Source organism: Bariatricus sp. HCP28S3_A4 (genome assembly GCF_052066395.1).
GTDB lineage: Bacteria > Bacillota > Clostridia > Lachnospirales > Lachnospiraceae > Allocoprococcus.
Genome location: NZ_JBQHSE010000020.1, coordinates 44,900 through 60,142, shown reverse-complemented (window position 1 = coordinate 60,142; position 15,243 = coordinate 44,900). Strand labels below are relative to the sequence as shown.

Sequence of the window (15,243 nt, the reverse complement as noted above, 5' to 3'; positions counted from 1 at the left end):
GTTTCTGGACAATTCCATTATATCAAAAGAGCGTTATTTATGCCCTTTTTATTGGCTAAAATATTGAATTTTCAAGGTACAGTACACCTGATTGGTGTGGGAAGTTTGAGTCAGGGTTTCTTCCAGAATCTTATAGGCATTGATCCGGCTCGTACCATACGTTGCCGTGGTCAGCACATTCCGGTCACTGTCCGCATTTTTACCGCTGATATTCCATGCACCGCTGGCTACCAAATACCGGATATCAATTACCCTTCCGACCAGATAACCCGGGGTATCAAATAGTTCTTCCATAAAATCCCGGTATATTTCCGGGGCGATCCATATGGCTCCGATTCGGACTTCAATCTCTGATGCATCCAGGTCTACCGGCTGCACCTGCTTAAGGGCATTTACATTGCTGGTAAATTCCGGGTGGTTTTCTGCAAAGATTCTTGCCGTTTTCAGCTTCTCCCGGACATTACCGGATAGATATTCATCCGCAGTCTCCCACTGTCCATTGACCGGATCCCGAAAGATTACTCCTGTCAGTTCTTCTGCAACTTTCTCTTCCGTCTTACCTGTCAGCCCTGCCATATAAGGAAGATCAACCCTTGCTTTTTCATTCAGGGAAATCGTCAGGGCTTCCGCCGCATACTCCTCTTTGGTAAGCAGATCTTTCAGTTCCTGATACTCCTCACTCCAGGAAGCTTTGCTTTCATCAAAGGCATCCGGCAATCCTCCCCAGCCAACATAGTTTGACAGAATTTCCTGCTCCTCTGGTGATGCATAACGGTTCTCTCTTTCACATTTTTTCAGAACCTGGATCGCCATCACATTGGCTCTGAATTTTTCTTTTGCTGTTCCGTAACCCAGCTGGTCATCCGTGATATGAAAATTAACTGCCGGTATCTCAACAGACAATTCCCGTTCTCTTTGCCCATACTCATTCCAGACACGTTCCGATATTTGTCGGAAATAGAATATGATACCGAGGAAGCTTTGTATCAGGCTGTAGAGGAGTTTGTATATGTTGAATACAATCATGTACGACCTCACAGCTTCAATGGTTATTTAACACATTATCAGGCTAGAATCGCTTAATGCGATACAGTTCCAGATTGGATTGCTTGATTATTCTTCACCAGGAGCTTTCAGTGTATGTCAAGGACAAGGCCGCCAAAGGCGGTGCAAAGCATCCTTTACATACACTGGAAACTACGGTATTATCCAAGCAACAATCCAATGAATTTTTTTAGCCACAAATGTTACAAAAAAGCTTGACCACAACAAGAGGTTATGGCTGTGTGGAGCGTCTGAGAGATTCATGATGCAGTTATTAGCTCCTAATACTGCTCCATGAATAATTCAGGATTATAAAATGAACCGTACTTAAAACAATATGTTATTTGAATTTATCTGATTTTAGAATTCCAATTTAGATTAAATTCGTATTGTATCTTTCGTTCGCATCAAAACTGAATTGCGTATAACTTATTACGCAATTTGGTTTTTGAAAATTTTTAAAACGAATTATCAAGATAAAATAAATCAAGAGTTTTAAAAAAAGCGCTATATAATTCGCTATATTGTATAAAATATACGGACAAACATTTTCTCATCTTTACATGGGAATATTTATTTTCAAAACACAATTTGACCATCTATACTTGGGGCATTTCCGATATATCTTTTCATAGGAAATACTTTTTTATGTTCTCATATATAGTTGGGACATAATCAACATTCATCCAAGAACATTTCCTTTTTATTTCTTTCGTTTTTTGATGAGTATCTTTTTTTCTTTATTTCCACAACCAAGTTCCCAGCTATATCTGGGTATCTTTTTTCTTTATTTTCATAAACAAGTTCCCAACTATATGTGAGTATTTTTTTCTTTATTTTCACAATCAAGTTCCCAGCTATATGTGAGTATTTTTTTCTTTATTTTCACAATCAAGTTCCCAGCTATATGTGAGTATCTTTTTTCTTTATTTCCGTAATCAAGTTCCCAGCTATATCTGGGGTATCCTTTTTCTCTATTCACAAGATAGAATTCCCAGCTATATGTGAGTATTTTTCTTTATTTCCACAATCAAGTTTCCAACTATATATGGGTATCTTTTTCTTTATTCCTGCTTTATGCTTTCAATTTGTATTGTAGAAGCAATATGCTATAATGTGCAATAGCTTTTTCTATTATGGTTGTATATTCATTGCAAATTTCGCCCAAACAGTGTAAACCTTTTGATGACTCGGTCCGCTACTTTTACTCAGGCGGTGTATGTACTACTACAAATGTCTTCAGGCTTCAATGGCAAGGACTAAAGTCGGCGCTAATATGCCCCATTGACCCCAGAATCTATTTGCAGTTTATGGTAATCAAGCAAGCAATGGCATAGGCTGCTTCCGCTCACAATAAAGCACACGGGTGATGCATTCCGAATACACCGCTTATGCGAAAATGACATTCCGTTTATTCGGAATGTGCAATTCATTGATTCTGATTAAATCAAGTGGATTTTTTAGACAAAATCAAACATTTTTCACACGTGAATTTCATTTGATAGTTTAAATTTATAATGTGTTTATTTTCTCGTTAAAAACAAATTCCGTATAACTTATTACGGAATTTGTTTTTTTAATAACGTTTAAATTCAGTTTTAGATTAAAATAAATCAAATATCATTTCAAAACTTAGAACATAAAAAGTATGTGTGTAATTCTCGAAAAATCTATACGACAAATGACCATTTTCTACATAGATTACCTTACAACTCAATTTTGCTTCAGAATATACTTTTTCTATAAACCTCTTTTTCTATCATATATGTGCAAAATGGGAATTCCCGGGACAAATGTTTTTCCACACAACCGAGAAATAATACCCGCCACATTTTCACGCCAATAATCGAAAAAGAGAAAGATGCTGCCTAAAAAGCAAACATCTTCCTCTTTTTCGACTACAGTCCCTATCTTATGTTTTGCAAACAGATAATCTAAATGTACATATCAATCAAATAATCTGCTTCATATGCATTTCTTTCATCGTAAATAAGCCCAATGGTACAAACGTCGTATTCCTGACCGCCTCGCATATAGTAAACCTTAAAACCAAATGCTTCTCCACCATTGCGTTCACAATCTAATTTTTCGCACCTCTCGCATTCGACTAAAAGTCCGTCAAATTCGCGCCATGGAATATACGCGTGTGTATAGGACTTATCACATGAAGAATTCATTTTTATAATCTCTTCATGCAATCTTTCTTTCATTTCGTTCTTAAGTAAATCGTTTGTAAAACTACTACTTATACTTCTCTCAGACAGATAATCGTTTCTAAAATTCTTTTTCATAAGCATTACTCCTTTCGTTCTTTCCGGTTTTCTAGTTGTTACTTTATTAAATAGTTTTTTACTGCTTTTCATGCATTTCACCTCCTTTCTTTCATATACAATAACATTTTTAGAATCTCCTATTTTTTCTCCAAAGGAAAAATAGCAGTGACGTCAATTTATATATAAGTTACATCTCATGAAACCAAAACTCTTCGTTATTCGTGTATACTTATAATACAAATTCAAAAACAAGAAGAATTCCCTTCTCTTCTTCATCAAATCAAAAATTCCATATTCATTAATGGAACCACTAAGACATGCACACATAGTGCTATCGTTTCATACATTTAGAAAAAATAGGGGAAAACAGATTATGAGTAAACCAACCTATTACCTCTGGCGGAATGATTTTTCGTCACAGGAAGAATTTGATGAGGCAAGGGTACAGTTTTTGAATTTGGGATTTCGAGTGGTTGTATTCCTTGATGGAAGCAGCAAGAAAAATATCCATGACGGATTGAAAGCACTAATTAAAAATCATATCTGAGCATCAGAGAAAGGAAGTGTACGAATGAACGCAGGCTATGTTCGACTCTCCAGAGACGATGACAAAAGAAACTACGTCTCGATAGAAAACCAGAAACTAATAATCAATCAATATGCTGCCGATCATGATACTGTCATTGATCGTTGGTATGAAGACGACGGAGTTTCTGGCTACATCTTTGACAGACCGGGCTTTCAGCAAATGATGGCGGATCTGGATAAAGAAATTGATACTGTATACGTCAAGGATTTTTCACGTTTAGGACGACATAATGCAAAGGTTCTTTTGCTTCTGGACGAATTCCAGGAACGGGGAAAGCATCTGATCGTCATCGACGATAATTACGATTCCATGGACTCCAGTGACGATACCATCGGTATAAAGACATGGTTCAATGAGCGTTATGTAAAGGATACCAGTAAAAAGATTAAACGTGCCATCGGTGCCCGGCAGAAAGAAGGCACTTTAATGACTCGACCACCCTTCGGCTACAAACGTAATCCAAAGGACAAAACAATACTGGAAATTGTTCCAAAAGAAGCAGAAGAAATCAAACGGATTTACGATCTTTATATTTCCGGATCCGGATACCGCAAAATTGCGAACTATTTGACCGATCAGGGAATACCCACGCCATCCATGGTGCAGCGGGAACGTGAGCTTGAAGAAGGACGGTTATCGAAACGTAAAGTTGTTTCAACTTGGACAGATGGAATGGTAAAAGAAATTCTGGATAATGATTTTTACATGGGCACATTTCGTCTAAGGAAGCGTGCAAGAAATACCGTGCACGGGAAAGATAAACGAGTTCCCAAAGAGGAGCAATGCATCTTTAAAAATCATCATCCGGCAATCATTGATCGGGCAACATTTTCACTCGTACAGGAATTAAAAGAAAAACGTAACAGAACAAATTACCGCGGCAGCCGTGGTGAGTGGATTGGATCTGAGATTCCAAATCCATTTGGAAGTTGTCTTTTTTGCAAAGACTGCGGGTGCCGCCTGACTCCGATCAAACGCCAGACTTCTGCCAGAGAGCGAAAATATTATATCTGCACTACCTACAACACAAAGGGAAGACGCTATTGTTCGAAAGCTCATTTGATTGAAGAAGCGGATCTGATGGAGGATGTTTTAGCCTATATCAAGCTGTGTCGGAATGCCTTATGTGAAGTAATCGCCAGCTATGACTTGAAGGATTTTGAATCAGAGAAGAAAACAATAGAAGAAAAGAAACTGGATCTTCAAGCAGACATCAACGAACGAAAAGATCAGCTCAAAGTGCTTCTTACTCAAAAAGTAAAAGATATGGCAATCTCTGCCGGAAATGAAGATCTGATTAAAGAAACTTACGATTCCTTGCAGAATGATTTATTATCACAAATCCGTGGATTGGAAAAAAAGTTAAGCGATCTGGATGCAACAGTTTTAGAAACTCCGGATGTGAAGGATAAACTTAGAAATGCTCTGGATGTTGTAGATAAGATCATCGCAGGAGGAAATCTTGACCGAAGAGATATTGAACTGCTCATTGAGCGTATTGAGGTAGATGAAAATGGCCTTCCGGAGATTACATTAAAATACGGCTTATCCAATCTGATTGATTACAGTCCTGCTATCGAGCTGAACCGCCGTGAGAATACGATCATTGCTGTTGTCATGAAACTGATTGCTGAGGAAGAACGGCATTTTACATCTGCGAAATATCTTGCGGAACACATAACAGCGCTTGGAATCAAGAAGACAAAGAAAAATATCATGCCCTATATCGAGCTGATGAAAGAGCAAGGAATCCTGGAAGCTACGGATAATTCATTGAAGCCATACAACATCGTAAAGACAAAGGAAGAAATCACAGCACTTGCCTGCAATTTTGTGTCTGATTTGCCTGCTGAAATGACCGCAAAGCAGTTATCAGACGATTATTTACATTGCTATGGAGGCAGCAGGTGGCATGCCGGAAATGGTATTCGAGTATATCCTCAAACAAAATGGAATTGATCCTTCCAAAGACCTGACCATCAATCAAAGCATCGATTTCGGTTCCACCGCCGCCGCATTTTCCGGCGGTCAGGGAGACTTCACGATCGAGTTCGAACCTGCAGCAACCACACTGGAACAGCAGAATGCCGGTTATGTCGTAGCATCACTCGGTGTAGATTCCGGTTACGTTCCCTACACAGCCTACAGTGCAAAAAGCAGCTATATGAAAGGAAACCCGGATGTGATCCAAAGTTTCACCAATGCGCTTCAAAAAGGTATGGATTACGTCCAGACACATACCCCGGAAGAAATCGCCGAAGTCATTGCTCCACAATTCAAGGAGAACGATCTTGAAACCATCACCGCCATCGTCAGACGTTATTATGAACAGGATACCTGGAAAGAGAATCTGATTTTTGAAAAAGAAAGCTTCGAACTTCTGCAGGATATCCTGCAAAGTGCCGGAGAGCTGGAAGAAAGAACACCATATGAAAAACTTGTTACAACAAAATATGCCAAGAATGCTGCAAAATAAAAAGTAAAAGGTGGCTGATGGGGACGTATCCCCCACCAGCCACCCTACCAGTCACTTATCGGATAAATCCCTGCTGATATGCTCTCATTTTATTAAATGAATACATCTCAGCAATCGTTGCCTGATAATACGGTTCTACATAAAGCACGGACAGAATTCCGCATGTAAATACAGATAAAATATTCCATCCGATGAAGGAAAGATCAAGCACAAATGCCTCCCATTTCTGGCCTTCCATCATCTGTTTGCTGATCAGGAATGCTTCTTTTCTGTCCATTCCCGGATTCTCGGCAAGGATGTACGGGACCATTTTATATTCGTAAGATTTCACGATTCCCGGTACCACGAGAAGAAGTGACCACAGGAACACATACAAGTCTCTAAGAAACATAGTCAGTACAACGTTGCCATAATGTCCTGATCTGAACGGATCGAGCATCGTCCCTACTCCCGGTCTTTCGGTCTGGTTCAATACGAAGAAACGTGATCCACCGACGATCAGTACGTTTTCCACCAGATACTGAAGCAACATTCCGACCAGTGCCATCACAAGCACGATCGATGTAGCAATTCCTGCAAACAACATTCCTTTCGGTGAACTCAGGAAGTCCTCAATCACATTTTGAGATGCTGAACCGGAATACTCGACTGTATCCGAATACTGAAGTCTTTCTGTGACATTTCCGCCTCCGAAGATCAGGGAAATAATTCCCATCAGAAGTGCAACCGCAACTGCTGCACCATAGTTGCGTTTAAACGCCATTTTCCCTCTCATTTTTAGTTCCTGTCTGTTCCACATAGCTGTTACCTCCTAAACTAAATCATTCTTTCGCTTCCTGTATGCGCTCATTCAGATCATTTAAATAGACCCAGCGCTCCATCTTCTCTTCTAATTCTGCTTCCACCCCTTCTTTCTCAGCTACAAGTTCACCAAGGCGAAGAGAGTTTGTTGCATTTTTCAGAATCTCTTCGTCCAGATTTTCAATTTTTGCTTCCAATCTGGCAATATCGTCATCAATCGTTTCGAATTCTTTCTGTTCTTTATAGGTAAATCTAAGTTTCTTCTCACGCTGTTTCCATGTGTCTTTGGCGGGTTGTTTCTGATTTTCCGTCGTTCCGGTGCCGTCTCTATTATTCTTGTTCGGAATGGCACCACGCCTGCCGTCTTCATCTTCCGAAATGGTCTCCAGCTCTTTCCGGATCAGATAATCCGAATATCCGCCTTCGGACTGCCGGATCACTCCGTCTCCTTCAAACGCAAAAATACGGTTCACCGTCCGATCCAGAAAATACCGGTCATGTGAGACGATAATGATAATTCCCGCAAAATGATCCAGATAATCCTCCAGAATCGTGAGCGTCTGAATATCCAGATCGTTAGTCGGCTCATCCAGAATCAGCACATTCGGTGCTCCCATCAGAATACGCAGCAAATACAACCTCCGCCTTTCTCCTCCTGAAAGCTTCTCGATCGGAGACCACTGCATCGCTCCGTCAAATAAAAAACGTTCCAGCATCTGTGAAGCTGTGATCTTACCGTCCGATGTGGTGATGTATTCTCCCACTTCTTTGATATAATCGATCACTTTAAGTGATGTATCCATATATTCATTTTCCTGGGAAAAATAACCCATGCGGATGGTCTGTCCCACTTCCACTGTTCCTCTGTCCGGCTTCGCGATCCCGTTAATGATCTTAAGCAATGTGGATTTACCACATCCGTTCGGTCCGATGATCCCAATCCGGTCATTGCGCAGAAAAATATAGGAATAATCCCGAATCAGGCATCTTTCCCCATATGACTTTGAAATTCCGGACAATTCAATTGTCTTATTTCCCATGCGGGATGCCGCCGAATCAAACTGAACCCGGCGTTCTGCCTGAATGTCCTTCATCTCCTGCATCGCTTTGATCCGGTCAATATGTGCTTTCTGCTTTGTACTGCGCGCTCTCGCGCCTCTATGCAGCCATTCCAGCTCCGTCCTGAGCAGACTTTTCCGCTTTCTCTCTGTCGCTAGTTCCATGCTTTCTCGTTCTTCTTTCAGGCGCACAAATTCCGAATAATTTCCCGGATAACTGTACAATTTCCCTTTATCCACCTCTACGATCCGGTTCACCACCCGGTCCAGAAAATAGCGGTCATGTGTCACCATCAAAATGGCGCCCCGAAAGCGTATCAGATACTCTTCCAACCATTCTGACATTGCATGATCCAGGTGGTTGGTCGGCTCATCCAGAATCAGGATGTCTGCCGGCGTCAGCAGTGCCTGAACCAGCGCAACCCGCTTCTTCTGTCCCCCCGACATATGCTCGATCTTTTCATTATAATCCGTGAATCCAAGCTGATTCAGCATCGATTTTGCTTCGGCCTCAATCGTCCATCGATTCATCTCATCAGTATTTTCCTCGACCGCTGCCCGAAGAATCGTCGTTCCTTCCGCAAAAACCGGTGTCTGGGGAAGGTAACAAATCTTCACATGATTCCCCATGCTGATTTTTCCCGAATCATATGGTTCTATCTGTGCCGCCACCTTCAAAAGTGTCGATTTCCCCATCCCGTTGATTCCAATCACACCGATTTTCTCATTTTCATTGATTCCAAATCCGACATCATTCAGCAGGATTCGATCTGTGTAGGATTTGGTTACATGTTCCATAGTCAGCAAATTCATAATCTATATTCCTTATGGCAATACCGGAAAAGGCACCGCCATTCTTCTCTTTGTCTCTTTCTCATTGCTAACTCATTATACTCACATTTCCCTGTTCGCGTCAACACCGGATTCCGTTTTCAATTTTTTCTCAGATTCACTTGCTTTATCCGCAATTTCGGCAAGTGTCATATCCTGAAGCAAGGCAATCACATCCTCATCAATCTGATCCCAAACCAGTTTTCTAATCGCTCTCTGGAGCGCGTCCAGTTCTTTCTCCTCTTTTTTTTCGACAATGCAGAATTTTCCCTCTACTGCAGCCAATATTTCTTCTACCGTGATTTCTTTCGGTTCTTTATCTAACGAATAACCTCCTTTTGGCCCTTTCATACTCTTCACGATCCCGGCTTTTCTCAATGCACCCAATACCTGTTCCAGATAATTCAGAGACATCTCCTGCCGCTTGGCAATCTCCACCAGAGGCACCGGGCATTCCTGAATGTGAACCGCCAGATCCACTAACGCTCTTAACCCATATCTTGCTTTTTTAGAGACTTTCATAACATACCTCTCTACGTTTCATTGTTCATTTTTTCCACTTCGTCAACAATATCCTGAAGTGTGACCTTCTCTGTAGTCTTCTGTATTCTCTCCCAGAGCTGCTGCCACACTTCCTGCACAGCACATGTGCCATTATTCCTGTCGCATTCCCCTTTCTCTCCGAGACAGGATACGGGAATCATTTCATCTTCCACTGCTGCCAACACATCATATGCTGTAATTTCTTCCGCATTTTTTGCAAGACAGTATCCGCCATACGCCCCGCGTACGCTGACAACGACCCCATTGTCTTTCAGTCCTTTCATAATACGTTCCAAATATTTTTCTGAAAGGTTTCGACGATTCGCAATATTTTTAAGGCTTTCCCAGGAATCCTCTGTCGAATGCATGGCAAGGTCTGCTACTATTTCTAATGCATATATTCCTTTCGTAGATATTCTCATACAAGATTCCCTCCAAATTTTCTTTCTTTTCTATCATTGTAAAGGATAATGCATTTTCACACAATGAAAAATCGCTAATTTTTTTTGCTTTTTGTTATAATCACATAGTTTTTTGCGCATTTATCATGCAACTATTGACGAATTTACAAATGCATGATAAAGTAGTATAGAATATATACACTTTGGTAACGGTTGATGATCGTTATCCACAAATCTATAATGGAGGTAGTACCGATGAACAAGGGCACCGTAAAATGGTTTAACAACCAAAAAGGCTATGGATTCATCTCTGACGAAGCCGGTAATGATATTTTCGTTCATTACAGCGGACTGAACATGGAAGGATACAAGAGCCTTGAAGAAGGTCAGGAAGTCGAATTTGAGATTTTCCAGGGCGAAAAGGGACCTCAGGCAGTGAACGTAACAAAGCTGTAATCAAAATTTGGTGTACCTTTTATATATGTAAATCGCAATTTTATTTAAATATTTAAAAGACATACATGAATTTAGATGAGGGAAAAAAGGAATCGTAAAATATACGATTCCTTTTTTATTTCGGGACAAGACAAGTACTCCAATATAGCTTATGTAAAGTCAAAAAGTGAAAGCTGATTGGTTTCCGGAAGATCTCCGAGAAGCCCCATCTCATCCATCAGATCAATGACTGTTTTGCTGACTTTCGTGCGCTGTCTGAAATCGTCTTTTGATAGATATGGGCCATTCTTGGAAGCAATCTCCACAGCTTCTGCAGCTTTATCCCCCATTCCTTCAATGGTGTTTAAAGGAGGCAGGAGCTTTCCGTCCACGATCTTGAATTTTGTTGCTGCTGATTCATAGATATCGATTGGCAAAAATTCGAAACCTCTCGCGTACATTTCCAATACATTTTTCATATCCTTCAGTGTATCCTGATCTTTTTTACTGAGCTGATTTAATTCCGCCCGGCGCTTATACTCTTTCATGTGATATAAAAGCTTATCTTTTCCCTGCCCCATCAGTTCATAAGAGAACGCAGACGCACGGATACCAAAATAAGCCGCATAATAGGCAAGCGGGTAATTCAATTTACAGTAGGCGATTCGGTACGCCATCATGACGTATGCCGCCGCATGTGCCTTCGGGAACATGTATTTGATTTTCTCACAGGACCAGATATACCATTCCGGCACATCATGCTCCAGCATATCTTTTTTAAACTCCGGCCATTCTTTACATTTTCCTTTCGCCACAGTCCCCTTACGCACACGTTCCATGATCGTAAAGGATTCCTCACTGTCCAATCCTTTATTGATCAGGTAGGTCATAATGTCGTCTCGGGTACAGATTGCCGTAGAAATCGTTGCTTTTCCTTCTTCGATCAGAGTCTGCGCGTTATTCAGCCACACGTCGGTTCCGTGTGAAAGTCCGGAAATACGGATCAGATCGGATAAGGTCTTGGGTTTGGTGTCCACGACCATCTGAATAACGAAATCCGTTCCGAACTCCGGAATCCCAAGGCATCCCACCGGACACCCGTCGATATCCTCCGGTTTGATTCCCAGTGCCTCAGTTCCCGCAAAAAGGGACATAACTCCCGGATCATCAAGCGGGATATCCGTCGCCTTAAAAATACGGTTCACTCCATCATAACCGGTGTCCATGGAATCGGAATTGATCAGCTCCTCCAGGGTCTTGATCATCGTCGGATCATCGTGTCCGAGAATATCCAATTTCAGCAGGTTGTGGTCAATGGAATGGTAATCAAAATGCGTCGTAATAATGTCCGTCGTCATATCATTTGCCGGATGCTGAATCGGGGTAAAAGAGTTGATATCCTCGCCGTGCGGAAGGACAACAATTCCTCCCGGATGCTGCCCGGTACTTCGCCGGATCCCCGTGCATCCCTGTACAATTCGGTCAATCTCACAATTCCGTTTGCGGTCGCCCCGCTCTTCATAATAATTTTTTACATACCCGTACGCCGTCTTATCAGCCAGGGCCGCGATCGTTCCTGCACGGAAGGTCTGACCCTGACCAAAAATAACTTCCGTGTATTTATGCGCTTTACTCTGATAATCCCCGGAGAAGTTCAAGTCGATATCCGGCTCTTTGTTTCCCTTAAATCCGAGGAAAGTCTCAAATGGAATGTCAAATCCGTCTTTGATCAGCTTTTCCCCACAGACCGGGCACAGCTTGTCCGGCATATCGTGCCCGCATCCTCCGGCATATTTTCGCACCTCATCCGAAGTGAAATCACTGTAATGACATTTCTGGCAATAGTAATGCGGGGACAGCGGATTCACCTCCGTAATTCCGGACATGGTCGCCACAAAAGAGGACCCTACGGAACCACGGGAACCAACCAGATATCCGTCTTCGTTTGATTTCCATACCAGTTTCTGTGCAATGATATACATAACGGCAAATCCATTGGAAATAATGGAATGCAGCTCCCTTTTCAATCGTTCTTCTACGATTTCCGGGAGCGGATTGCCATACATGGAGTACGCCTTAGTATAACAGATGTCCGTCAGAAGCTGATCGGAATTCTCAATGACCGGCGGGCATTTGTCCGGCCTCACCGGTGAGATCTTCTCAATCATATTGGCAATTTTATTCGTATTTGCAATTACCACTTCATATGCCTTCTCGGAGCCCAGATAGGCAAATTCTTCCAGCATTTCTTCCGTCGTCCGAAGATAGAGAGGTGCCTGCTGGTCCGCGTCTGAGAAACCTTTTCCCGCCATAATGATACGGCGGTAAACTTCATCGTCCGGATCCATGAAATGCACATCACAGGTTGCCACGACCGGCTTATGGAACTGTTCTCCCAGCCGAACGATCTTCCGGTTCATGTCCTTGACATCCTCCATGGAATTGATCGCACTGACCTTATCGCTATCGATCATAAATGCATTATTTCCCAACGGCTGAATCTCCAAATAATCATAGAAATCCACGATCTTCGCAATGGTCTCATCGGATTTTCCATTCAGGAGTGCCTGATAAAGCTCCCCGGCCTCGCAGGCACTGCCCACGATCAATCCTTCCCGGTATTGGTTTAGTACACTTTTGGGAATTCTCGGCCGTCTTCCGTAATAAGTCAGGTGGGACAGCGAAACAAGCGTGTATAAATTCACTCTTCCAAGATCGTTTTTGGCAAGAATGATGACATGATACGTCGGAAGCTTCCGGATCGCATCCGGATTCAGATTTCCAAAACGGTTCACACCTTTCAGTGTTGTGATGTCACGTTCTTTTAACATTTCAATAAATTTTACAAAGATCTCCGCCGTCGCACCTGCATCATCCACCGCACGATGATGATTTTCCAGAGAAATATCCAGCGCTTTTGCCACCACGTCCAGCTTATATTTGGACAGGGACGGCAAAAGGACACGCGCCAGTGCTACGGTATCGACCGACACAAAATGCGGTTCAATATCCTGATAACGACAGTTCTGTTCGATAAATCCCACATCGAATCCGGCATTATGCGCCACCAGAGGCGCGTCGCCCACGAATTCCAGGAACTGCGGAAGGATCACCTCAATGCCCGGATAATCCATGACCATCTCGTCCGTGATGCTGGTCAGCTCGGTAATCTTAAACGGAATCGGCCTTCCGGGATTGACAAAGGTACTGAATTTGTCCGTGATGACTCCGTGTTCCACCTTCACCGCACCGATTTCGATAATCCGGTCCAAGATTGCGGAGAAACCGGTCGTCTCAATATCAAACACGACATAGGTATCATCCAGGCTCTGACTTCCGGCTCCTTTGGCAATCTCGGTCAGATCATCCACCAGATATCCCTCCACACCGTAGATGACTTTGAAGGGATCGTCTTTATCCAGCCCCTCGATGAAATGGTTCGCATCCGGAAATGCCTGTACGACTCCGTGATCGGTGATTGCAATGGCCGGGTGTCCCCAGAAATGTGCTCTTTTCACCAGCGCTGTTGCCTCGGATACTCCATCCATATCACTCATTTTGGTATGGCAGTGCAGCTCCACCCGCTTCTCCGGGTATTTATCCTTTCTTCCAACACGGATGTCTGTTGCCTTACGGATTCCTGTTACAGAGCCAATCGTCAGTTCCCCGTCAAATTTATCGATCGTAGTAACCCCTTTTACCTTCAGGAACACACCCGTTTTGATCTCTGCAAGAAGCTCCGGAAGCTGATCGTTCCGGGTGAACATTTTGACCATGATCGTATCGGTAAAATCCGTCACCGCAAACATGATGATCGTCTTTTCATTCCGGATCTCGCGGGTATCAAAACTGATGACCTGTCCCCGGATCGTAATCTCTCCCATTTCCGATACGACCTGTTTTAATTCAATCGGCGTATCATCAAAATCACGCCCGTAGATCACATTCGGATCGTCTGAACGTTTCAGCGGATAATCCCGCTTCTGGAATGTTCCGACGCCTTTGCTGCCTTTGAATCCACCGGTCTTTCCGGCAAAATCCTGTTTTGGCTCCGGAGATTTTGCCTCGGTCTTTTCCTGCTTCTTCGTATCCTGCTTGCCTGCCTCGTTCTCTTTCTTCTTCCCGGTCTGCTGCTTCTTTTCAGACGAGCCGCCTCCGGATGCGTCTCCTGCATGTTCCTCCTTGCCGGCTGCGTGCTGTGCCTGAAGGGTGTGGTTCCGTTCCAGGATCGCATCCACTTCCTGCTGAAGCTGCATCTCATTGAACTTGCGGTATTTGCTCTCTTTGACTTTCTCATAATCCACCCGGATTTCCACCGGAACGTGAAATCTTTCTTCAAAAAGAGCTTTTAGATAAGCGGAGAGTGCATCTGTCCTTCCCTCGGCCACGATCGTATCCGCCAGCGTAAGGAGAATCACATTCTCACCTTCATATCCTATTTTCGCTTTCTGAAACATGTTTTTTTCCAGAACACTCCGCTGTTCCAGTTCAAAGAGAATGCTGTCCCGATACGCTTCCATCAGATTCTCCGGCGTATAAAGTCCCGACAGGCGATACTCTTCCAGAATCGTCACCGGAATCCCCATTCCCGAGAAGAGCTGCATCTCAATCTGACGCTCGATGTCATACACCGTTTTCTTCGGAATCAGATGCGTACTGAAAATATGTACCTTAATATGGTCTTTCGCAGAAGTAGAGGTGATTTTCGTCACCTCTACCTCCCGAAACAGCGCCTGGCTGTCACTATCCAGTTTTAATGTTGGAAATACATCAAAAAATAATTTCGTCATTC

The 15,243-nt window shown here is 42.8% G+C and carries 11 protein-coding genes and 1 pseudogene; 4 read left to right on the top strand and 8 right to left on the bottom strand.

All coding sequences use genetic code 11. The features are described from left to right. Positions 1-48: 48 nt before the first annotated feature. The 3 genes from ACTNBF_RS10900 to ACTNBF_RS10890 all read right to left on the bottom strand — a co-directional run bounded on the left by ACTNBF_RS10900 (position 49) and on the right by ACTNBF_RS10890 (position 3,407). Positions 49-1,026: a hypothetical protein gene (locus tag ACTNBF_RS10900; protein ID WP_441089265.1), complete on the bottom strand. Its 978-nt coding sequence runs from the start codon at positions 1,024-1,026 to the stop codon at positions 49-51. A gap of 693 nt (positions 1,027-1,719) precedes the next feature. After that, positions 1,720-1,887: a hypothetical protein gene (locus ACTNBF_RS10895; RefSeq protein ID WP_441050242.1), complete on the bottom strand. Its 168-nt coding sequence runs from the start codon at positions 1,885-1,887 to the stop codon at positions 1,720-1,722. A gap of 1,091 nt (positions 1,888-2,978) precedes the next feature. Further along, entirely contained in the window at positions 2,979-3,407 is a 429-nt protein-coding gene (locus tag ACTNBF_RS10890; protein WP_441026516.1) for a hypothetical protein, read from the bottom strand. 283 nt (positions 3,408-3,690) lie between these two features. On the opposite strand from ACTNBF_RS10890, the gene ACTNBF_RS10885 reads away from it, so the two are divergent. The 3 genes and pseudogenes from ACTNBF_RS10885 to ACTNBF_RS10875 all read left to right on the top strand — a co-directional run. Next, positions 3,691-3,864, top strand: a complete 174-nt coding sequence (locus tag ACTNBF_RS10885; RefSeq protein WP_441050241.1) for a hypothetical protein — start codon at positions 3,691-3,693, stop codon at positions 3,862-3,864. A gap of 24 nt (positions 3,865-3,888) precedes the next feature. After that, positions 3,889-5,865 carry a recombinase family protein gene (locus ACTNBF_RS10880; protein ID WP_441089263.1) on the top strand — a complete coding sequence of 659 codons (1,977 nt, stop codon included), beginning with the start codon at positions 3,889-3,891 and terminating at the stop codon, positions 5,863-5,865. Beyond that, positions 5,813-6,382: pseudogene (locus ACTNBF_RS10875) on the top strand (ABC transporter substrate-binding protein); the annotation flags it as partial. The gene ACTNBF_RS10880 and the pseudogene ACTNBF_RS10875, both read left to right, overlap by 53 nt. 55 nt (positions 6,383-6,437) lie before the next feature. On the opposite strand, the gene ACTNBF_RS10870 reads toward ACTNBF_RS10875, so the two are convergent. The 4 genes from ACTNBF_RS10870 to ACTNBF_RS10855 all read right to left on the bottom strand — a co-directional run bounded on the left by ACTNBF_RS10870 (position 6,438) and on the right by ACTNBF_RS10855 (position 10,037). After that, positions 6,438-7,181: a DUF975 family protein gene (locus ACTNBF_RS10870; protein WP_441026261.1), complete on the bottom strand. Its 744-nt coding sequence runs from the start codon at positions 7,179-7,181 to the stop codon at positions 6,438-6,440. 22 nt (positions 7,182-7,203) lie between these two features. Then, on the bottom strand, positions 7,204-9,054 hold the full coding sequence (locus ACTNBF_RS10865; RefSeq protein WP_441089262.1) for an ABC-F family ATP-binding cassette domain-containing protein: 1,851 nt from the start codon (positions 9,052-9,054) through the stop codon (positions 7,204-7,206). A gap of 81 nt (positions 9,055-9,135) precedes the next feature. Next, positions 9,136-9,594, bottom strand: a complete 459-nt coding sequence (locus ACTNBF_RS10860) for an RrF2 family transcriptional regulator (protein WP_427805651.1) — start codon at positions 9,592-9,594, stop codon at positions 9,136-9,138. A gap of 11 nt (positions 9,595-9,605) precedes the next feature. Further along, complete coding sequence (locus tag ACTNBF_RS10855) at positions 9,606-10,037, bottom strand: RrF2 family transcriptional regulator (protein WP_427805650.1); 432 nt, start codon at positions 10,035-10,037, stop codon at positions 9,606-9,608. A 234-nt stretch (positions 10,038-10,271) separates the two neighbouring features. Between ACTNBF_RS10855 and ACTNBF_RS10850 the strand changes: the two genes are divergently transcribed. Further along, a complete protein-coding gene (locus tag ACTNBF_RS10850; protein ID WP_427805649.1) occupies positions 10,272-10,472 on the top strand; it encodes a cold-shock protein in 201 nt (66 codons plus the stop codon). A 149-nt stretch (positions 10,473-10,621) separates the two neighbouring features. Here ACTNBF_RS10850 and ACTNBF_RS10845 read toward each other — a convergent pair whose 3' ends face one another. Next, on the bottom strand, positions 10,622-15,241 hold the full coding sequence (locus ACTNBF_RS10845; protein ID WP_441089261.1) for a PolC-type DNA polymerase III: 4,620 nt from the start codon (positions 15,239-15,241) through the stop codon (positions 10,622-10,624). Between the last annotated feature and the right edge of the window lie 2 nt (positions 15,242-15,243).

What these genes read in the sequence shown, in the direction of transcription:
- ACTNBF_RS10900 (WP_441089265.1), bottom strand. Translation starts at nt 1,026, where the DNA reads ATGATTGTATTCAACATATACAAACTCCTCTACAGCCTGATACAAAGC.
- ACTNBF_RS10890 (WP_441026516.1), bottom strand. Translation starts at nt 3,407, where the DNA reads ATGAAAAGCAGTAAAAAACTATTTAATAAAGTAACAACTAGAAAACCG.
- ACTNBF_RS10885 (WP_441050241.1), top strand. Translation starts at nt 3,691, where the DNA reads ATGAGTAAACCAACCTATTACCTCTGGCGGAATGATTTTTCGTCACAG.
- ACTNBF_RS10880 (WP_441089263.1), top strand. Translation starts at nt 3,889, where the DNA reads ATGAACGCAGGCTATGTTCGACTCTCCAGAGACGATGACAAAAGAAAC.
- ACTNBF_RS10870 (WP_441026261.1), bottom strand. Translation starts at nt 7,181, where the DNA reads ATGTGGAACAGACAGGAACTAAAAATGAGAGGGAAAATGGCGTTTAAA.
- ACTNBF_RS10865 (WP_441089262.1), bottom strand. Translation starts at nt 9,054, where the DNA reads ATGAATTTGCTGACTATGGAACATGTAACCAAATCCTACACAGATCGA.
- ACTNBF_RS10860 (WP_427805651.1), bottom strand. Translation starts at nt 9,594, where the DNA reads ATGAAAGTCTCTAAAAAAGCAAGATATGGGTTAAGAGCGTTAGTGGAT.
- ACTNBF_RS10855 (WP_427805650.1), bottom strand. Translation starts at nt 10,037, where the DNA reads ATGAGAATATCTACGAAAGGAATATATGCATTAGAAATAGTAGCAGAC.
- ACTNBF_RS10850 (WP_427805649.1), top strand. Translation starts at nt 10,272, where the DNA reads ATGAACAAGGGCACCGTAAAATGGTTTAACAACCAAAAAGGCTATGGA.
- ACTNBF_RS10845 (WP_441089261.1), bottom strand. Translation starts at nt 15,241, where the DNA reads ATGACGAAATTATTTTTTGATGTATTTCCAACATTAAAACTGGATAGT.